The sequence below is a fragment of the Actinoplanes sp. NPDC051343 genome, assembly GCF_044455125.1.
Taxonomy (GTDB): domain Bacteria; phylum Actinomycetota; class Actinomycetes; order Mycobacteriales; family Micromonosporaceae; genus Actinoplanes.
Window position 1 is genome coordinate 142,941 of sequence record NZ_JBITEL010000007.1, and the last position, 19,303, is coordinate 162,243.

Genomic DNA, 19,303 nt, shown 5'->3' on the forward strand with positions numbered 1-19,303 from the left:
AAGCGGTGATATCACCGCTTTATGACCACGATGTTTCCGCAGGTCAGAGCTGCTTCGATCATCGTCGCGGAAACAATCGCCCTAGCTTGTGTCAATATCGAGAAGCGTCAATACTGCGAGAGCACCAGTACGCCGGATCCGGCGTACCCCCCATCCCCCGGGAGGAACCAGTGCTCAACCGGAACCTGCGCCGACCGATCGTCGGCCTGGCCGCCTTCGTGCTCGTCGGCTCCGCGCTCGTCGCGTCACCCGCGTCAGCCGCCCCGACGGCCGCCGGCGTCGACCCGTCGTTCGCACCCTCCGCGCTCGCCTCCAGCATCGACAGCCAGTTCGGCGCGCGGACCGCCGGCTCGTACGTCGACGACAGCGGCAAGGTCATCGTCAACGTGACCGACGCCGCGACCGCCGCCTCGGTCACCGCGGCCGGCGCCACCCCCCGCTACGTCAAGCACAGCGGTGCCGAACTCAACGCGGCCGACGAGAGCCTCAAGTCGACCCTCAAGACGGCCGGCACGGCCTTCGCCGTCGACCCGATGACCAACCAGATCCTGGTCAGCGCCGACAGCACCGTGACCGGCGCCAAGCTCGCCCTGGTCAGGTCCATCGTGGCGAAGCTGGGCGACAAGGCCCGCCTCGAGACGGTCGCGGGCAGGATCAGCACTGAGATCTCCGGCGGCGACGCCATCTACGTCAGTGGCGCCCGCTGCTCGCTCGGCTTCAACGTGCGTAGCGGCAGCACCTACTACTTCCTGACCGCCGGACACTGCACGAACATCGGCGCGACCTGGAGCAACGGGTCGACCACGCTAGGCACCCGCGCGGGCACCAGCTTCCCGGGCAACGACTACGGCATCGTCCGCTACACCAACACCAGCATCACGATCAGTGGCGCGGTCGGTTCGCAGGACATCACGTCGGCCGGCACCCCGGCGGTGAACAGCACCGTCTACCGCCGCGGCTCCACGACCGGCATCCACTCCGGCAAGGTTCAGCAGCTGAACGCCACGGTCAACTACTCCGAGGGTTCGGTCTCCGGCCTGATCCGTACGACGGTCTGCGCCGAGCCGGGCGACAGCGGCGGCTCGCTCTACGCGGGCACCACCGCGCTGGGCCTGACCTCGGGCGGCAGCGGCAACTGCTCCTCCGGCGGTACGACGTACTTCCAGCCGGTCACCGAGCCGCTGGGCGTGTACGGCGTGTCGGTGTTCTGATCCTCCCGTTCTGCGTGACGAGCGGCTCCTTCGGGAGCCGCTCGTTCGTCATAATGCGGGCCGTGACCTATCCGCCGCTGAACGCCGACGAACGGACCACCCTCACCGCCTTCCTGGACGTCCACCGCGCCGGCGTGCTGGGCCGGCTCGACCGGGTGACTCCCGCGCAGGCGGCCGAGCATCTGCGGGACGGCACCGACATGACCATCGGCGGGATCGTCAAGCACCTCGCCCAGATGGAAGACCTCTGGTTCACCCACAAGCTGCTCGGCCGGGAGTTCCCCGCGCCATGGACCTCCGCCGACGAGGAGTGGGCCTGGAGTTCGGCGGCGTCCGACTCGCTCGACTCGCTGCGGGTGCTCTACGCGGCCGCCTGCGACCGCAGCCGGGCCGCGGTCGCCTCGCTGGACGATCTCGACGACCGCGCCGAGCTGGTCTCGTTCGGTAGGGACCGCGTCAACCTGCGGTGGATGCTCGTCCACATGATCAGCGAGACCGCCCAGCACGCCGGCCACCTCGACGTGCTGATGGACGCACTCTGACGGTGGCGGTCCGCGAGGTCGTCAGGACGCGTAGGCCTCGAACTCGTAGATGCGGGCGGCCGAGTTGCCGCCCTGCTCCGCCGTGATGACGTTGAGCCGCACGTAGCGGCCCGAAGTCGCCGCATTGTGGACGGCCACGTCCGCCGTGTTGGCGCGGGCCTGCACGACGGTCTTCCACGTCGCGTTGTCCGTCGACACCTGGATGTCGTAGTCGCGCGTGTCCCAGGTCGCGGACTCGCCGCCGGCTCCGGCGTGGCGGACGACGAAACCGTTGAGGGAACGGCTCGAGCCCAGGTCGACCGTGAGTGTCTTGGTGGCGGCGAGCGAACACCACTTGTCGGTCGTACCGCCGCTCAAGCTGCCGTTGACCGCCTTCGCCGGGGACTCCGCGGAGTTGCAGGACGCCGAGCCGGTGGCCGGCCGGTTGAGCGCGACGTTCTGGCCGGCCGGCACCGGCGGCGGTGTGCTGCCGCCGCCGGTGGCGTTGTTGATGGCGGCCGCGTAGGCCGATGCCGGATATTGGCCGGCGCAGGCCTGGATGTCGTCGTACAGCCACATGAACCCACCCGGGATCCCGGCCGACGCCTTCCACGCCCGCATCTTGTTGCCGACGTCGGTCGGGCTGTCGCCGGTCGCGCAGCCCGAACCGTGCTTGCTCCACAGCCCCGGATCGACCGGCATGCCCAGGCTGCTCGCCCACGCGCCGGGGTCGTTGCCGGTGCCGCCCGCGTAGTCCTGCAGGTAGACTCGGTCCACCGACGCGCCCAGGTTGGACTTCACGGAACGCCAGAAACCCATGTTGGTGTACGGCACGAGCGTGAACGTGTAACCCTGCGAGATCACCATGCGGGCGAACGACGTGGTGCTGTTCAGGTCGTAGTGCTGCTCGTCGTCGTCGTTGATGGCGTCGGCACCGGTGGCCGACCGGAGTGCCTGGAAATTGCGGTAGAGGATGCTCGACGTGCCGGTGCCGCCCTGGCTGATCAGGCTCGCGATGGCGCCCCAGTCGTCCGGCCCGGCCGAGCCGACCGAGACCTCGATGCGGTTGACCGAGGTGGGTGCCTGCTTGAGCGTCCGCAATTGGGCCGGCCAGTCGGCGTTGCCGACGTACTGCCCGTTGGAGACGACCAGCTGATCGTTGAGGTAGAGGTCGCCGGTGTCCGCGTGGACGTGGATGGCCCACAGGACGACCGTGGTGAACCCGGACGCGCGCAGGGTGTTCATGACGGACTGTCCGCCGCTGTAGAACGGTCCGCCGCCGTAGACGGCGGACCGGCCACCGGCGGCGAGGGTGTTGGCGTGAGCCGGTGCAGCGGGTAGAGCGGCGGCCGCGACCACGGCCATCGACGCGAAAACCTTCTTCATGACCACGGCAGCACTCCCAGCGGGGGACGGAAAGCGGCTGCTATCGATACTTGTCGATTTCGAGTCGAATGGTCAAGACTCTTAATGACGATCTTCCTCGGTGCGCTCCTCGCCCCGGCGGCGCAGCATCCTCAGGCCCGGCAGGCCCGTGATCGCGAGGTGCAGGTCCTCCGTTACCTCGAGGAGTTTGTGCAGGTCGGGGCCGACCTGGTCGAGCTTGCCGAGCAGCGGCATGATGTCTTCGATCAAATGCCGGCGCAGCCTCGGCAACTGGTCGATCATCCGGATCGCCGCGGTGACCTCCTCCGGCGACAGCTCGTCGACGAACCGCGCGGCCAGCGGCGCCGCCTTGCTCAGCGTGTCGCTGTAGCTGTCGAGCAGCGACGCCGCGCGCTCGGTGATCTCCTCCGCGGTCCCGGTGATCACCGACGCCTCGCCGACCACGCTCGACGCGGCCTCGGTGATGCCGGCCGCCTGATGCACCACGTCGGAGGCGGTCGAGCTGATGTCACCGGCCTGCCGCACCACGGCCGCCGCGTCGTCCGAGATCACCGCGGCGCGGCCGACCACCAGCGCGGCCGCATCGGCGGTCTGCACAGCCCGGCCGACCAGTGCGTCGGCGGCGGCCGAGGTTTCCTCGGCCGCCGCGACCGTACGCATCGCCGCCGCGGCCACCACCTGCGCCTCGCCGATCGTGCCCTCGGCCGCCGCGGCGATCGCGGTGACCCGTCCGACCAGCATCTCGGCCTGGTCGGCGATCACCGTTATGCGGTTGACCAGCAACTCGGCCTGGCCGAGCAGCGACATGACCCGCACCGGCACCGTCGCCGCCGCGGCCGCGGTCTCCAGCACCTGACCGATCGCGGAGCGCGTCAGGTCGGCAATTGCCGCCACCGACGGCAGGGGGAAAGCCATAGCACACATCATGCCCTCCCGACGCACCCCAAACCGGTGACTGTCGGTGATGCCGCCCAGGCAGTCCGTCGAAAGTCTCTGACAACTTGGTAAGAGGGGGCCCCAGAGTGACCATGACGGCCTTCGACACGGCACTATGCAACCTGTGCGGAGTACGCGAAACTGGATCTTGGCCGTGGCGGCAGTGGGGATCCTCGGAGGTGCGGGGTTGGTCGGGCTGGGCATGAAGCACGACGGCGGCAGTCTGCCGTTAGCCGGCTTCTCCGACTCGGCGGCGACCAGCAAATCGTCCCCGGCCCCCACCGGGCCCACCCCGGAAGAACTCGCGGCCCAGGCCAGGGCCAAGCAGGTCACCGCGCTCAACGCGGCGTTGAAGCAGTACGCGAAGAGCGTGCCCGAGTTCTCGGTCGCCGTGCTCGACAAGAAGACCGGGCAGAAGTTCTCCTACCGCGGCACCGAAACCTACGACACGGCCAGCGTCGTCAAGGTGCAGGTGCTCGCCTGCCTGCTGATGACCGCCCAGGACAAGGGCCGCGACCTGACCTCGACCGAGCTCTCCCTGGCCAAGCGCATGATCCACCTCAGCGACAACGACGCCACCACCTCGCTGTTCAACAAACTCGGCAAGAACCCGGCCGTCCAGGCCTGCGACAAGCGGCTCGGCCTCACCCAGACCAAGGTCAACAGCGCCTGGGGCCTGACCCGCACCACGGTCGACGACCAGGTGAAGCTGCTGGCCCAGCTGGTCTCGACGTCGTCCCCGCTCGACGCCGACTCCCGCAAGCTCGCCTTCAACCTGATGAACCACGTCGACAAGTCGCAGGACTGGGGCGTCCCGGCGGCGGCCAGGACGGGCGAGGTCTTCACCGTCAAGAACGGCTGGGACACCCGCACGGCCGACAGCGGCCGCTGGGTCGTCAACACGGTCGGCCGCATCACGGGCCCGAGCACCGACGTGTCGGTCGCCGTCCTCTCCCACGGCCACAGGTCCATGGCCGACGGCATCAAGGTCGTCGAAAAGGTAGCCAAGATGACCAGGCAATACCTGAAGTACTAGCCCCAGCGCCCCGCTCAGCCGGGCCGGGGTCGGTGGCGACCGGGGCAGCGTCGCGGGCCGAGCGGGGTGGGTGGCTGCCGTGTGGAGGATCACCTCGGCCGAGCGTCAGATCTTCTGCGAGACGTTGGCCGCGAGCTTCGGCGCCCCGGCCGAGGTCATCCGGTCGCTGATGACCGACTCGGTGATCGATGCGCCGTGGGCGAGCACCTACCTCGTGGAGGTGGACCGTGTGCCGGTCGCTACCGGCCTCGGCATTCTCACCGGCGACCACATCGGCGTCTACAACATTGCGACGTTGCTCGAGCACCGCGGCCGCGGCTACGGCCGCCCGGTGACCGGGCGGGTGATGACCGACGGGTTCGACGACCGCCTACCCGCAGTCGTCGCCGATGGGCAGCGGCTCTACGAGTCGATGGGCCGTCGAGACCTGGACCTATTTGACCTGATCCGAGGGCTCGGGAGCGGGGGAGGGGGAGGCGGCGGGCCGGCGCCGTTTCTGGATCCAGGACACGGTCTGATTGATGATCAGGATCAGGATCACCGCCGCGACCACGCTCTGCCACGGTTTTCCGAAGATCGAGCCGCCGGCGACGCCGATGCCCGCGTAGACGGTGGCCCACAAGGCGCACGCCGGCGCGTTGGCCACCACGAACGTGCGCCAGGGCAGGCCGAGGAACGCCGCCGCCAGCAGGACCGGCACCCGGCCGCCCGGGATGAGCCGGGAGACCAGCAGGACCGGCACCTGGCTGTGGTGGAGGCGTTCCTTGACCGCGGCCAGGTGTTCCTCGTCGCGCAGCCAGCGCAGCCGCCGGGCCAGCTGTTCGCCGCCGAGGCGGCACATCGCGTACATCACCAGGTCGCCCAGGTAGGCGCCGGCGGCGCCGGCGGCGATCACGAACAGGAAGTCGAGCTTGTTGTTGTGGAAGGCGAGCGCGGCGGCGCCGCTGACCGCGGCGCCGGTGGGTACGACGGGGATGATCGCGCCGAACGAGACGACCAGGAACAGCCAGCCCAGGGCGGCCAGGGCCGCGGTCACGCGACGTGGCCGATCGGGTTGATGGTCAGCGTCTCGCCGTGGTTCAGCACCCGCACCTTGGCCTCCGGCGCGACCCGGGCCGCCTCCTCGGCGAAGCGGACGCCCGGCTCGCGGAACATGTGCTGCCGCACCCGGGCCATGCCGATCGGCCACAGCGTGCCGTAGTGCACCGGGACGGCCCAGCCGGCCCGCGACCGGCGCAACGCCTCCGCCCCGGAGATCGCGTCGAGGTGGCCGTGCGAGCCCAGCGTCGGTCCCCAGCCGCCGACCGGGATCAACGCCAGGTCGAGCGGGCCGAGGTCGGACATGCCGTCGAACAGCCCGGTGTCGCCGGCGAACCAGGTGCGGGCCGCGCCCTCGACGACGAAGCCCATGGCGTGGGCGCGCTCACGGGACCAGGGGCCGCGGCCGCCGTCGTGCGCGGCCGGCACCCCCCGCACCTTGACGCCGCCGACCGCGATCTGCTCGCCCGGGGCCAGCTCGACGATGCGCGAGGCGAGGCCCGAGGCGGGGCCCGAGGCGGGGCCCGAGGCAGGGCCCGAGGCGGGGCCCGAGGCGAGGCCCGAGGCGGGGCCCGAGGCGGCCCGCGGCCCGAGGGCCTTGGCCGCGAAACCCGCGGCACCTCGCGGCACGATCAACAACGGCTTCCCGGGTACGGCGCGCAGCGACGCCAGGTGGAAGTGGTCGGCGTGGAGATGGGACAGCAGGATCGCATCGGGTTCGCCCGGCAGCTGCGGGGTCGGACCGGCCGCGCGGCGCAGATGGGCCAGGCGATCGGTGAGCACAGGGTCGGTCAGCAGCGTGCTGCCGGAGTCGGTGAGCCACAGGGTGCTGTGCCCCCACCAGGTGACCGACGTGTTGCTCACCCGTTCACCGTACCGAGCCGCTTGAGCGCCCGGCCCAGGAGCCGGGCGTACGCCTGCTGGACGAGCACCGAGGCCGGCCCGGCCAGCTTCATCGGCAGCCGCGCCGGACGGCTGTACGCGATGACGGAGAACCACACCCGGCCGGTCTCCTCGCGTACGACCTCGAAGGCCTCCTCCCCGGAGGCCTGATGCCCCGGCAGCGTGCCGTAGCCCCACCCGGCCCGGGCCGGTTCGTCGACCGCCCAGACCACTTCGCAGGGCACCTTCAGCGGGCCGGCACCCACCGTGAGCCGCACGCCCGCCGCGGCCCGATCGGCCGTGGCGTCGATCTTGGCCCCGATCGCCCGGTGCATGGCGAAGGTCAGCACCGCCTCGGCCGAGCGACGGAACAGGTCGTCGCCGTTGCCGAGGTAGGTGCGGTAGTGCAGATGACGGAATCCGTCCGGCAGGTCACCCGTGAAGGTCCGCCCGACCGGTGCATAGGTCAGTTCACTCACGTGGCAAGTGTGCCCACAGGAGGGGCCGATGATTCTCGAGTTGCCCATGTGGGAAAAGGGAGCTTCGTGACTGGACCCCGCAGCGCTGTCGTGGTTAACCCGACCAAGGTGACCGATCTCGACCGGTTGCATCAGACGATCGAGGAAGGCCTGGCCACGGCCGGGTGGCCGGCACCGGCCTGGTTCGAGACCACGAAGGAGGACCCCGGCCGGGGTCAGGCCGAGGCGGCCGTACGCGACGGGGCCGAGCTGGTCTTCGCGTGCGGCGGCGACGGCACGGTGACCGCCGTGGTCACCGCCCTGGCCGGCACCGACGTCGCGCTGGCCGTGCTGCCCGCGGGCACCGGCAACCTGCTCGCGGCCAATCTCGGCCTCGCCGGTGACGCGGCGACCGGGGTGCAGGTGGCCCTGGACGGCGGCCGGCGTCGGATCGACGTCGGCACGGTCGAGGAGCGGTGTTTCGTGGTGATGGCCGGGATGGGCTTCGACGCGCAGATGCTGGAGGGCACGTCGGAGACCGTCAAGAAGGCGGTCGGCTGGCCGGCGTACGTCGTGGGGGCGCTCAAGCACCTGCGGGACCGTCCGATGCGGGTCCGGATCCGGCTGGACGACGGCGCGCCGATGCTGCGCCGCCCGCGCTCGGTGATCGTCGGTAACGTCGGACGGCTGCAGGGCGGCGTCCGGCTGCTCACCGAGGCCGAGCCGGACGACGGCAAGTTCGACGTCGCGATCCTGAGCCCGAGCAGCCTGGGGCACTGGGTCTCGCTGGGGCTGGGAGTGATCCTCCGCCGCAAGCGCAAGCCGCTGATGGAGACCTACACCGCCGAGCGGATCGAGATCGTCAGCAACCAGCGGCAGCCCCGCCAGCTGGACGGCGACCTGATCGATCCCGGCCGCACCCTCAAGGTCGGCATGCGGCGGCGGGCCCTGCTGCTCTGCGTGCCGCAGCCGGACAGCGACCCCGACCTGGCCTACGACGCCTCGGCCGCGGCCGACGAAGCTTCCGAGTGGGCGGAATGAGCAGCGTCGAACCGGTCCCGGAAACCCGGGACATGAGCGGGGACGACCTTTCGGCCGACGACGCCTACCGGGCGCTGCGCCGCTACGGCCGGTGGCCGCTGGTGCGGGACGCGTTCGTGCGTTTCCGGTACGGCGACGGCTTCAGTCATGCCCGCGCGTTCGCGTTCCAGCTGTGCCTGGCCGTCGTCCCGTTCCTGATCGCGTTCTCCGGGCTCGCCGCCGATCTGGGGGCCGACAACGGCGGCAAGATCGTCGGCGACACCATCCTGGCGATCACCCCGGGCGCCAGCGAGCCGCTCGTCCGGCAGCTGTTCGAGGACAAGCACGGCGAGGTCGCGCTGGTCCTCGGCCTGCTGACCGGTCTGATCGCGCTGACCACGGCGATGGCCCAGATCGAGCGGGGCGCCAACCGCATCTACGGCGTGGAGCGCGACCGGCCGTCGGTCGCGAAGTACACCCGGGCCACGGTGCTGATGCTGGTCGCCGGTGTGCCCGCGCTGTTCGGCTTTCTGCTGCTGGTGGCCGGGCGGCCGTTCGGCGAAGCGGCCGAGCGGCACTGGGGCTGGGCGGGCGAGGCCCGGGTGGCCTGGGACTTCGTGCGATGGCCGCTCAGCCTGGTGCTCACCGTCATCGCGGTGGGCCTTCTTTTCCGGTACGCCCCGCGCCGTCACCAGCCCGCATTGTCGTGGCTGTTGGTCGGGGCGGTGGTCGCGACCGTTCTGTGGTGGCTGGCCAGCATCCTGCTCGCCGGGTACGTCCGGTTCAGCGGCCAGTTCGGCGCCACGTACGGCGGCCTCACCGCGATCATGGCCCTGCTGCTCTGGGCCAACCTGACCGGGCTCGCCCTGTTCATCGGGGTCGCCTTCGCCGCCCAGCTGGAGGCCAAGCGGGTCGGGGTGCGGCGACCGGCCAAGCAGGACGTCTGGAAGCCGGCTGTCGCCCAGCGGCAGCCGCCCAAGCAAAGGAGCGGTCGTGGCCGCTGAGCGTCTTCCGTTCCGGCACTTCGCCGAGCGAAGCGTTCTGGGTTTCCTGGCCGTCGTCGCGGCCGGCCTGGGTTTCGGCACGTTGCTGCTGCTCGTGCGGTACCACTGGAGTCCGCTGCTGCACGTCGACCAGTCGGTCGCCAACGGCCTCAACCGGGCCGTCTCGGCGCACCCGGCCGCGGTCCAGGTAGCCACCGCGATCTCCCACCTGGGCGGCCGGGGCACGCTGATCCCGCTGGTCGTGCTGGCCGTCGTGGCGCTGCTGATCCGGCGCCAGTTCCGCCTGGCGATCTACCTGACGGTCACCGGCATCGGGGCGCTGATCCTCGACCCGTCGTTGAAGACGCTGGTCGGGCGGGTGCGGCCGGTGGTCGCCGACCCGGTCGCACACGGGCAGGGCAACAGCTTCCCGAGCGGGCACGCGCTCGGCTCGATGGTCGTCTACGGCATGCTCGCGCTGGTCTTCCTGGCCGTGGTGCGGCACCGGTGGCGGGGCTGGTTCGTCGGCCTGGCCGCGCTGATCGTGGCCCTGATCGGGCTGAGCCGGATCGCGTTGGGCGTGCACTTCGTGTCCGACGTGCTGGCCGGGTGGATGCTGGGCGCGGCGTGGATCTCTGTCACCGCGTACGCGTTCCGGGTCTGGCGGCGCGAAGCGGGCCTGCCGACTCCCTCGCCGGCGGAGGGCCTGGAACCGGAGGCCGACATCGCGCCGGCCCCTTCCGAGGGCCGGGTGTTGCCGCACCCGTGGGCCAAGGGCACCGAGATCCTGGTCGGGTGGGTGCTGACGTTCGGGTTGCTCTATGTGGTCGGCTACCTGCTCACACACGTGATCCCGAGTGGGCCCGACAACGCGGTGCCGCGCTGGCTGCAGACCTTCCGCACGCCGTCGCTCGACCATCTGAGCTGGCTCGGCAGCAAGGCCGGCGACACCCACGCGATCCTGGCGATCTCGCTGGTGTTCTGCCCGCTCGCGCTGGCGTTCTGGCGGCAGTGGCGGCCGGTCCTGTTCGTCGTGCTCACCATGGTCGGCGAGATCACGCTGTTCCTGTGCAGCGCGGCCGCGGTGGACCGGCCCCGGCCGCCGGTCGCTCAGCTGGACGGGCACATGCCGACCTCGTCGTTCCCGTCCGGGCACATCGCGGCCACGATCTGCGTGTGGGCCGCGATCGCGATCGTCGTCACCGGTCGTGTCCGTCATTGGTGGCGGTGGGTGTTCGTCGGCCTGGCGGTCGTGATGCCGACCGTGGTCGCGCTGTCCCGGATGTACCGCGGCGAGCATCACCCGACCGACGCCCTGGGAGCCGCGCTGCTCGCCGCCTGCTGGATCTCGGTGCTGTATTGGACGGTGCTTCGTGAAGGTCATGACGTGGAACCTGCTGCACGGGGGCGGATCGCGGCTCCCGTCGATCGTCGAGTTGGTCAGACGACAGGATCCTGACGTCCTGACCCTTCAGGAGCTGCGCGGCTTCCGCCGGGACCGGTTCGCCGAGGCGACGGGCCTGACCGGGCACGTCGCCCGGTCGGTCTTCGGCCAGGCGGTCGGGGTGTTCTGGCGGCCGTCGCTGACGGCGACGCGGCGGCGCTCGTTCGGGTGGCAACTGCATCACGCGGCCTCGGCGGTCACCTTGCGCTCCGGCGGCGAGTCACTGACCGTCGTGAGCACGCACCTCAACCCGTACGCGTCGGAGCGCCGCCGCCGCGAGGCGGTGTGGCTGACCGCCCGCCTGGCCCACCGCGGACCCGTGGTCCTGGCCGGTGATCTCAACTCGCTGTCGGTGCCCGGACCGCTGCCGCCGGGCTATCGCAAGCGGCACCTCGGGCCGGACGGGCAGATCGACACCCGGGCGATGGCCGCCTTCGCCGGTGGCTTCTCGGACGCCTGGATCGCGTCCGGGACGGGGGACGGCAGCACCGTGCCGACGGCCCTGCGAGGTGCCGAGTTCGCACCGATGCGGCTCGACTACGTGCTGCTCGCGGGCGGCCTGGAGGCCACGTCGGCGCAGGTCGTGCGGGACGACCCGCTCGCGTCCGACCACTATCCGGTGGTCGTTTCGCTTCGGTGGCCGCCCGCGCATGCGACCCTGGATTGATGCCCGACCACCCGTTGCTGCACCGGTGCGCCGCCCTGGCCGGGCCGTGGACCGATGCGGAGGTCTCCGAGCTCCACCTTCGTCGAAGGTGACCTTTCCGCGGCCGGACATGGCATGCTGGCCGAGCTCGAGCTGGCGGTCAGCCTCGCGGTCAGCTGAGGGCCGAAACGCCGGAGGAGGCCGCAGCGGTGAGACAGGGTCCGGTCCTCGGCGTTCTCTCGACCTGGTTCGGCGGCACCTACTTCGGCGGGTTGCTCGGCGGCATGCAGGCCGGCGTGGCCTCGCGCGACGGGCGGCTGATCGCCGTGCAGACACTCGACGCGGGCACGTTCCGGCTCGACTTCGACCAGGCGCCCACATTCGACCATCGGGTGGCCTGGGAACACATCGACGGGTTCGTCATCTTCCTGAACGGCGCCGGCTCGGCGTATCTGCGCGAGGCCCGGCGCAGCGGCCGGCCGGTCGTGGTGATCAGCGACAACGCGGACGGGGTGAGCTGCCCGACCATCGCGCCGGACAACCGGGCGGGCACCGCCGCCGCCGTGCGTCACCTGATCGAGCACGGCCACACCCGCATCGCCTTCGCCGGGCACCCGGACCAGGTGGACACGGGCGAGCGCTACGAGGCCTATCGGGAGACGCTGCGCGCGGCCGGGCTGCCGGTCGACGACCGCCTCTTCTACGAGACCGGCGACATGCAGCAGCCGGGCGGCGAACGGGCGGCCCGCCGCATGCTGGCCGACGGGCTGCCGTCGACCGCGGTGATGTGCGGCAACGACCAGAACGCGATCGGCGTGCTGCGGGTGCTCGGCGAGGCCGGTTACGACCTGCCCGCCGCCCAGGCCGTGATCGGCTTCGACGACCTGCCCGACAGCGCGTCGATGATCCCCAGCTTGACTACCGTCCGGCAACCGCTCGACCAGATCGGCGAACTCGCGGTCGACCTGGTCGCACGGATGCTCCGGGGCGACCCGGTCCGCAATGAGCAGCACCGGGTTGCCACCGGTCTGGTCGTGCGCGAGTCGTGCGGCTGCCCGGGCCCGCTCGCCCTGGCCTCCGGGCCGGCCGACGGACAGGGCGGCCCCGACCGGCTGCTCGCCGACATCCGCCGGGCCGTCGACGCCAACATGCCGGCCTGGTCGACGGCCGGACACTCGGCCGAGCTGGAGATGTCGGTCAAGGGCGTCGCCGCGGTGCTCGCGGACGCCGCCACCGGGCTGCCGACGCCGACCGGCACCGAACTGCGCCGGCTGCTCCAGCCGGTCGCCCGGCGCCTGGAGAACTACGAGGTCGCGGTGGCGGTGATGCGGTTGTTCCGCGACTACGGCCGGGCGTTGCGGAGCAGCGAGGACCTGGTCTATCAGATCTTCGTGGTGCTGGCTCAGGCGCAGTCGTCGTTCCAGGTCGCGCACGGCCGGTCGACGATGTCGGCGCTGGGGACCCAATATTCGGTAAGCATGCAGTTGTTGCGCAGCCAGGAGCGGGATCCGCGGTCACTGGACTGGTTGCGGGCCACCGACATCCGCGGCGGCTGCCTGGGACTGTGGCCCGACGAGCCCGAGGCGAGCCGCCGCGTCCTCGACGTCATCGCCACGTACGACGGCAAGGCCGGGATGCCGGGCTGCGGGCGGCTGGAGATCGAGCGGTTCCCACCCACCGAGCTGATCGACCGGGTCGACGTCGCCGCCCAGGAGATGATCTTCGTCGCTCATCTGAAGGTGGACAACGGGGACTGGGGGATGTTGGCGCTGGTCGGTCCGATTCAGGCTGGTCTGGCCGAGGGCCGGGAGACGATGAATCAGTGGGCGGCGTTGCTCAGTGTGGCTCTGGAGCATGATTCGGTGTTGCAGACGTTGCGGGAGCAGGAAGAGGTCCTGCGGCGGGCGGCGCTGTACGACGATTTGACCGGGCTGCCGAACCGTAGTCATTTCCGTGACCGGTTGATGCTGGCGATGGGCCGGGCCCGGCAGTATGCGGTGTTGTTGCTGGATCTGGACGGGTTCAAGCTGGTCAACGACAGTCTGGGGCATGAGGCCGGCGACCGGCTGCTGCAGGAGGTGGCCCGGCGGGTGACGGTCGAGTTGCGGGTGAACGAGGCGGCGGCCCGGCTGGGCGGCGACGAGTTCGCGGTGCTGATCGAGGATTTCGGCGGGCCGGACGTCCCGGCGGTGCTGGCCGAGCGTTTGCAGGCGGCGGTTTCCGCGCCGTGCCGGCTCGGCGACACCGATGTCGCGGTGACCGCGAGCATCGGCATCGCGGTAGGTGCGGACAGCTACGGCGACACCCAGGCGGTGATGCGGGATGCGGACGCGGCGATGTATTTCGCGAAAAGCAGCGGGAAGCGGGCGCATGCGCTGTTCGTGCCGTCGATGCACGAGTCGGCGCTGGATCGGTTGCGGACCGGCGCGGAGTTGCGTAATGCCATCGGCGACGGCCAGTTGGAGTTGTTCTATCAGCCGATCGTGGCGTTGGACAGTGGTGTGGTGTGCGGGGTGGAGGCGTTGCTGCGCTGGCGGCACCCGACCCGCGGGCTGCTGGTGCCGCCGGTGTTCCTGCCGATCGCCGAGGAGAGCGATCTGGGCGTGAAGATCGGCACGTGGGTGCTGCGGGAGGCGAGCCGGCAGGTCGCCGAGTGGGGCCGTCCGGGGATCCGGATGAGTGTCAACGTGTCCAACCGGCAGTTCTGGCACGGCGACCTGATCGCCGACCTGGTGGCCACCGGCGTAGACCCGGCCCTGCTGGCGGTGGAGATCACCGAGGGGGTGATCATGCACGATGTGCGGCATGCGACGCGGGTGATCGCGGAGTTGACGGCGATGGGTGTCGAGGTGCATATCGATGACTTCGGTACGGGCTATTCGTCGTTGGAGGCGTTGCATGATCTGCCGTTCGACGCGTTGAAGATCGACCGGTCGTTCGTGTCGCGTTCGACGGGGAGTCTGCGGAGCCGTGAGCTGGTCCGCACGATCGTGGCGATGGGTCTGAATCTGGGTCTGAAGGTGATCGCGGAGGGCATCGAGACGGTCGAGGAGCAGCAGCTGGTGCGTGAGCTGGGCTGCACCCACGGGCAGGGCTACCTGTTCTCCCGGCCCGTCCCGGCCCACCTCATGCCGTGGTGACGGCCGCGGCCGCCTCCCGGCCCAGCTCCCGGATCGACTGCTCGCGCATCTCGACCTTGCGGACCTTGCCGGTCACGGTGAGCGGAAAGGCGTCCACCACCTTCACGTAGCGGGGGATCTTGTAGGCGGCGAGGCGTCCGGCGCAGAAGTCGCGGAGCGTCGCCGCCGTCGGCGGCTCGGTGCCCGCCCGGGGGATCACCCAGGCCATGACCTCCTCGCCGTACCGGTCGTCGGGCACGCCGATCACCTGCGCGTCGACGATGCCGGGGTGGGTGCGCAGGAACTCCTCCACCTCGGTCGGGTAGACGTTCTCGCCGCCGCGGATCACCACGTCCTTGATGCGGCCGACGATGTTGACGTAGCCGTCCGCGGTCATGACGGCCAGGTCGCCGGTGTGCATCCAGCGCGCCGCGTCGATCACCTCGGCCGTACGCTCCGGCATGTCCCAATACCCCAGCATCACCGAGTAGCCGCGCGTGCAGAACTCGCCGGCCTCCCCGCGTGGCACGGTCAACCCGGTCGCCGGGTCGACGATCTTCACCTCGACGTGCGGCAGGGGAGTGCCGACCGTGGACACCCGCCGCTGCAGGTCGTCGTCGCGGCGGCTCTGCGTGGCCACCGGCGACGTCTCGGTCATTCCGTAGCAGATCGTCACCTCGGTCATCCCCATGTCGGCGACCACCCGCTTCATCACCTCGACCGGGCAGGGCGACCCGGCCATCACCCCGGTACGCAGGCTGGACAGGTCGAAACGGCCGAACTCCGGCTCGGCGAGCTCGGCGACGAACATGGTCGGCACGCCGTAGAGCGCGGTGCAGCGCTCACGTTCGACCGCGGCCAGCGTGGCCCGCGCCTCGAAGGCGGGCGCCGGGATCACCACGCAGGCGCCGTGAGTCATCGCCGCGAGCGTGCCGAGCACATTGCCGAAGCAGTGGTAGAAGGGCACCGGCACGCAGACCCGGTCGGCCGGCGACCAGCCCTGGCGATGCGCCACGAAGTAGGCGTTGTTGAGGATGCTGTGGTGCGAGAGCGTGGCTCCCTTGGGAAAGCCGGTCGTTCCCGACGTGTACTGGATGTTGATCGGGTCGTCGGGTGACAGGTCGGCGTCCGGGAGGACGACGTCCTCAGCCCGGCCGAGCAGGGCCTCCCAACCGGCGCCGAGGAAGACCACGTCCGGGCAGTCCGGCCCGATCTCGGCGATCATCGCGCGATAGTCCGACGACCGGAACTTCTCGGCGGCGACGAGCAGGCCGACTCCGGCTTGGCGCAGGACATAGCGCAGTTCATCCGTACGGTAAGCGGGGTTGATGTTGACCAGGATCGCCCCGATCCGGGCCGCCGCATATTGCAGCAGCATCCACTCCGGCCGGTTCGGTGACCAGATGCCGACCCGATCACCCCGGGCGATGCCCCGCCCGGCCAGCGCGCGGGCCAGCACGTCGACCCGTTCGTCGAGCTCCCGATAGGTCCAGCGGGTGCCGCTCGGCACGTCGACCAGCGCCTCCCGGTCGCCGAACCGGTCGGCGATGCGCCGGAGGTGAGCCCCGATGGTGTCGCCCAGCAGCGGTTCGGTCGAGGTTCCGTGAGCATAGGAAAGCGTTCTCATGACCGGAGCGTGCGACACCGATCTGGAGCATTTCTGGAGTCCTCACGGGAGGGCGGCCAGATCGGCCGCGACCTCCGTCGCCTCGGCCGCGTCGATGCGCCGCAGGATGGTCAGCGCGGCCCGCAGCTGGGCTCGCCCCTCGCGATGGCGGCCCCGGGCCACGGCGCACCGGCCGAACCCGGCCAGCGAGAGCGCCCGGTCGAACGGGCTCGACACCTTCTCGGCCAGGACGAGAGCCGCGCGGTGGGCGGTGAGCGCCCGCTCGACGTCGCCTGAGAGCCGGTGCACGGCGCCCAGTTCGTTGAGGATCATCACCTCGCCGCTCCGGTTGTGGATCTCGCGATCGAGCGCGAGTGCCTCCTGCAGGGCGGTCGAGGCGCCGGCCAGGTCACCGGAGCGGCGGAGGACCGCGCCCAGGTAGTGCAGGGCGGTCGACTGCCCCACCCGATGGTCGAGACGGCGGTGGCGGCGGAGGGCGGCGCGCAACGAGTCGACGGCCGCCGGGTAGTCCCCGGTTCCGGCCGCCGCCCGGCCCAGGTCGTTGAGGGTGAACGCCTCGCCGAGGCGGGCGCCCAGCCCCCGATAGAGGTCGAGAGCATTCCTCAGCAGCTCGCGGGCACCCGCGAAGTCGCCGACCCGGCCGTGTGCGATGCCGAGGATCCGCAGCGCGTACGCCTGGCCGGGCCGGTCGCCGAGCGCGCGATAGCGTTCGAGTGCCTGGCCGAGAAGCTGCTGCGCGCCACGGAAGTCGGAGGTCATGCCCCGTGCGATCGCCAGCTCGACCAGGGCTCCGGCCTCACCGGGACGGTCGCCCAGATCGCGGTAGACGTCCAGAGCGCGCGCGATGACCGGCATCGACTCGGTGTACCCGGCCGCCCGGGACAACGCCTTGGCGAGCACGATCAGCGCGTTGGCCTCGCCGAGCCGCTCGCCCGCCGATAGATATCCGGCCAGCGCCTCCCGGGCGTCCCCGGCGGCACCCGGAAAGTCGCCGGTGAGCCGCCGCACGGTGGCCAGGTCGACGAGCGCGTTGGCCCGGTCCACCCCCGACGCCCGCTCGACGGCCCGGGCGTGGCGGTCCAGCGCCTCGCTCCACGGCCCGTCCCGGCGCAGCAGCTCGGCCATCCCGGCGGTCACCGCCACGAGCGGCCCGGCCTCGGCGGACGCGGCCAGGTTCGCGCGCTCCACCCGCAACCAGGCCAGCGGTTCGACACCCCCGGGAAGGGCCGGTGGCGGCGGCCCGGGACGGGTCAGGCGGGCGAGACGGGCGTTCGCGGCGTCCGCGGTCGTGGTGTAGAAGCCGAGCAGCCGGGCGCGGGCCGCCCGGTCCGGACCGGCCAGCTTCCGGCAGTACGAGCGGATCAGGTCGTGCATCGTGTATCGGTGCCGTGCCACCTCGATGAGCAGGCTGTCGGCGTGCAACGCGTCGAGTTCGGTCAGCGCCGCGGCGGGCGGCAGGCCGGCCAGGGCACCCACCGCGTACGGCTCGAACTCGGTGCCGGGATGCGAGGCCAGAAGCCGGAAGATGCGCTGCCGGGCGGCAGGCAGGTGACGGTACGAGAGGTCGAAGGCGGCCGCGATGCTGGCATGCTCGGCCGTCGCGTCGAGGAGTCGCTCGCGGGTCTCGCGCAACAGGTCGGCGACCGTCCAACTCCGATGCCGGCGCAGCAGCCGGGCCAGCAGGGAGACGGCCAGCGGGAGACGGCCGCACGCCGCCACCAGCTCGGCCGGGTCGTCAGCCGGTGCGGGCGCGAGGCGGCGGAACATGGCGCCGGCCTCGTCGGCGGCGAGCACGTCGAGCGCGACCGGCACCGCGTCGGCGGGCAGGTCGCCGAGGAACCGCCGGCTCGTGACCAGCACCAGGCAGCCTGCGGCGGCCGGCAGCAGCGGGGTCACCTGGGCACTGTCGTACGCGTTGTCGAGCACGATCAGCGCGCGCCGCCCGGCCAGCCGCGACCGCCACAGCGCCGAGCGGGCCTCGGCGCCCGCCGGGAGCCGCCGGGGATCGAGGCCGTCCCCCAGGAGCAGGCCGGCCAGCACCTCAGCCGGATCGGCGGCGTCCCGCCCGGCGGTATGGCCGTGCAGGTTGACGAAGATCTGCCCGTCGGGGAAGGCGTCCCGCAGCCGGTGCGCCACGTGCACCGCGAGGGCGGTCTTGCCGACCCCCGGCATGCCGGCGATGGCGTGCACGCCCAGCCCGGCCCGCGCGAGACGGTCGATCTCCCGGCGGCGGCCGGTGAACGCCGCGGTGTCGGCCGGCAGAGAACTCGGCCGGGACACGCCCGGACGCAGCAGAACCTGATGGACTGCCTGCAACTGCGGGCCCGGTTCGGTTCCGAGTTCGGCCACCAGATGCCCGCGTACGGCCGCCCACCGGTCGAGGGCCTCGGCGCCGCGGCCGGTCCGGTGCAGCGCCTCGATGAACAGCGCGGCCAGGGGCTCGACCAACGGGTGCTCCTCGACCAGCGGCCGCAACGCCTCGACCACCGAGTCGGCGCCGCCCGCCACCAGCTGCGCCCGCGCCCAGTCGACCGTGGTGTCCAGACGCCGCTGCGCGAGCAGATCCCGGGTGCGCACCACCCACTCGCCGGAGAGGTCGGCCAGCGCCGGGCCGCGCCACAGGGCGAGGGCCGCGCCGAGTTCCTCGAGTGAGCCGCCGCGCGTCAACCGGTCGAACAGCAGGAGATCGAGGCAGGTGGGGTCGATGTCGAGCGCATAGCCGCCGGACCGCCGGGCCAGCGCCGCCCGGCCGCCGGCTGAGCGCAGCGCGTGCCGCAGCCGGTTGACGTAGCTGTAGACGACGCCGCGTACCTGGCCGGGCGGGTGGACGCCCCACACCCGATCGACGAGGGTGTCGATCTGCACCGGACGGCCGGCGTCGACCGCGAGGGCGGCCAGGACCGTACGCTGCCGCGCCGCACCCAGCGGCACGTCGATCCCGTCGACGCGCAGCTCCACCGCTCCCAGCAACCGCAACCCGACGTCGGTCACGCAGT

The 19,303-nt window shown here is 71.4% G+C and carries 15 protein-coding genes; 8 read left to right on the plus strand and 7 right to left on the minus strand.

Annotation, left to right across the window (positions count from 1 at the left end; all coding sequences use genetic code 11):
• The first annotated feature begins 170 nt into the window (after positions 1-170).
• Both ACIA5C_RS23565 and ACIA5C_RS23570 read left to right on the plus strand, forming a co-directional pair.
• A complete protein-coding gene (locus ACIA5C_RS23565; protein ID WP_396057977.1) occupies positions 171-1,211 on the plus strand; it encodes a S1 family peptidase in 1,041 nt (346 codons plus the stop codon).
• Between the two features lie 62 nt (positions 1,212-1,273).
• Positions 1,274-1,753 carry a DUF664 domain-containing protein gene (locus tag ACIA5C_RS23570; RefSeq protein WP_396057979.1) on the plus strand — a complete coding sequence of 160 codons (480 nt, stop codon included), beginning with the start codon at positions 1,274-1,276 and terminating at the stop codon, positions 1,751-1,753.
• A gap of 21 nt (positions 1,754-1,774) precedes the next feature.
• On the opposite strand, the gene ACIA5C_RS23575 is transcribed toward ACIA5C_RS23570, so the two are convergent.
• Together ACIA5C_RS23575 and ACIA5C_RS23580 are read right to left on the minus strand one after the other, a co-directional pair.
• Complete coding sequence (locus ACIA5C_RS23575; RefSeq protein ID WP_396057981.1) at positions 1,775-3,118, minus strand: discoidin domain-containing protein; 1,344 nt, start codon at positions 3,116-3,118, stop codon at positions 1,775-1,777.
• Between the two features lie 81 nt (positions 3,119-3,199).
• Positions 3,200-4,033, minus strand: coding sequence for a hypothetical protein (locus ACIA5C_RS23580; RefSeq protein WP_396057983.1), 834 nt, complete (start codon positions 4,031-4,033; stop codon positions 3,200-3,202).
• Between the two features lie 175 nt (positions 4,034-4,208).
• On the opposite strand from ACIA5C_RS23580, the gene ACIA5C_RS23585 reads away from it, so the two are divergent.
• Positions 4,209-5,090, plus strand: a complete 882-nt coding sequence (locus ACIA5C_RS23585; protein WP_396057986.1) for a serine hydrolase — start codon at positions 4,209-4,211, stop codon at positions 5,088-5,090.
• Positions 5,091-5,523: 433 nt separating this feature from the next.
• Here ACIA5C_RS23585 and ACIA5C_RS23590 read toward each other — a convergent pair whose 3' ends face one another.
• The 3 genes from ACIA5C_RS23590 to ACIA5C_RS23600 are packed head-to-tail and all read right to left on the minus strand — an operon-like array spanning position 5,524 to position 7,489.
• Positions 5,524-6,126 (minus strand): DedA family protein, encoded by a 603-nt coding sequence (locus ACIA5C_RS23590; protein WP_396057988.1) that lies wholly within the window; start codon positions 6,124-6,126, stop codon positions 5,524-5,526.
• A complete protein-coding gene (locus tag ACIA5C_RS23595; protein WP_396057990.1) occupies positions 6,123-6,992 on the minus strand; it encodes an MBL fold metallo-hydrolase in 870 nt (289 codons plus the stop codon). The genes ACIA5C_RS23590 and ACIA5C_RS23595 overlap by 4 nt, the downstream gene beginning before the upstream one ends.
• Positions 6,989-7,489: a DUF1990 domain-containing protein gene (locus ACIA5C_RS23600; RefSeq protein WP_396057992.1), complete on the minus strand. Its 501-nt coding sequence runs from the start codon at positions 7,487-7,489 to the stop codon at positions 6,989-6,991. Before ACIA5C_RS23600 ends, ACIA5C_RS23595 begins: the two co-directional genes overlap by 4 nt.
• A gap of 66 nt (positions 7,490-7,555) precedes the next feature.
• Between ACIA5C_RS23600 and ACIA5C_RS23605 the strand changes: the two genes are divergently transcribed.
• The 5 genes from ACIA5C_RS23605 (at position 7,556) to ACIA5C_RS23625 (ending at position 14,701) form a co-directional block, all read left to right on the plus strand.
• Positions 7,556-8,509 carry a diacylglycerol/lipid kinase family protein gene (locus ACIA5C_RS23605; protein WP_396057994.1) on the plus strand — a complete coding sequence of 318 codons (954 nt, stop codon included), beginning with the start codon at positions 7,556-7,558 and terminating at the stop codon, positions 8,507-8,509.
• Complete coding sequence (locus ACIA5C_RS23610) at positions 8,506-9,492, plus strand: YihY/virulence factor BrkB family protein (protein ID WP_396057996.1); 987 nt, start codon at positions 8,506-8,508, stop codon at positions 9,490-9,492. Before ACIA5C_RS23605 ends, ACIA5C_RS23610 begins: the two co-directional genes overlap by 4 nt.
• Positions 9,482-10,930 carry a phosphatase PAP2 family protein gene (locus tag ACIA5C_RS23615; RefSeq protein ID WP_396057999.1) on the plus strand — a complete coding sequence of 483 codons (1,449 nt, stop codon included), beginning with the start codon at positions 9,482-9,484 and terminating at the stop codon, positions 10,928-10,930. The genes ACIA5C_RS23610 and ACIA5C_RS23615 overlap by 11 nt, the downstream gene beginning before the upstream one ends.
• Entirely contained in the window at positions 10,854-11,582 is a 729-nt protein-coding gene (locus ACIA5C_RS23620) for an endonuclease/exonuclease/phosphatase family protein (RefSeq protein WP_396058001.1), read from the plus strand. The genes ACIA5C_RS23615 and ACIA5C_RS23620 overlap by 77 nt, the downstream gene beginning before the upstream one ends.
• 188 nt (positions 11,583-11,770) lie before the next feature.
• Entirely contained in the window at positions 11,771-14,701 is a 2,931-nt protein-coding gene (locus ACIA5C_RS23625) for an EAL domain-containing protein (RefSeq protein ID WP_396058003.1), read from the plus strand.
• Here ACIA5C_RS23625 and ACIA5C_RS23630 read toward each other — a convergent pair.
• The gene (locus ACIA5C_RS23630) at positions 14,688-16,307 is read right to left on the minus strand and encodes an AMP-binding protein (protein WP_396058005.1); all 1,620 of its coding nucleotides are present in this window, start codon (positions 16,305-16,307) and stop codon (positions 14,688-14,690) included. The genes ACIA5C_RS23625 and ACIA5C_RS23630 overlap by 14 nt on opposite strands.
• Positions 16,308-16,349: 42 nt before the next feature.
• Entirely contained in the window at positions 16,350-19,298 is a 2,949-nt protein-coding gene (locus ACIA5C_RS23635; RefSeq protein ID WP_396058007.1) for a tetratricopeptide repeat protein, read from the minus strand.
• Positions 19,299-19,303 lie beyond the last annotated feature (5 nt).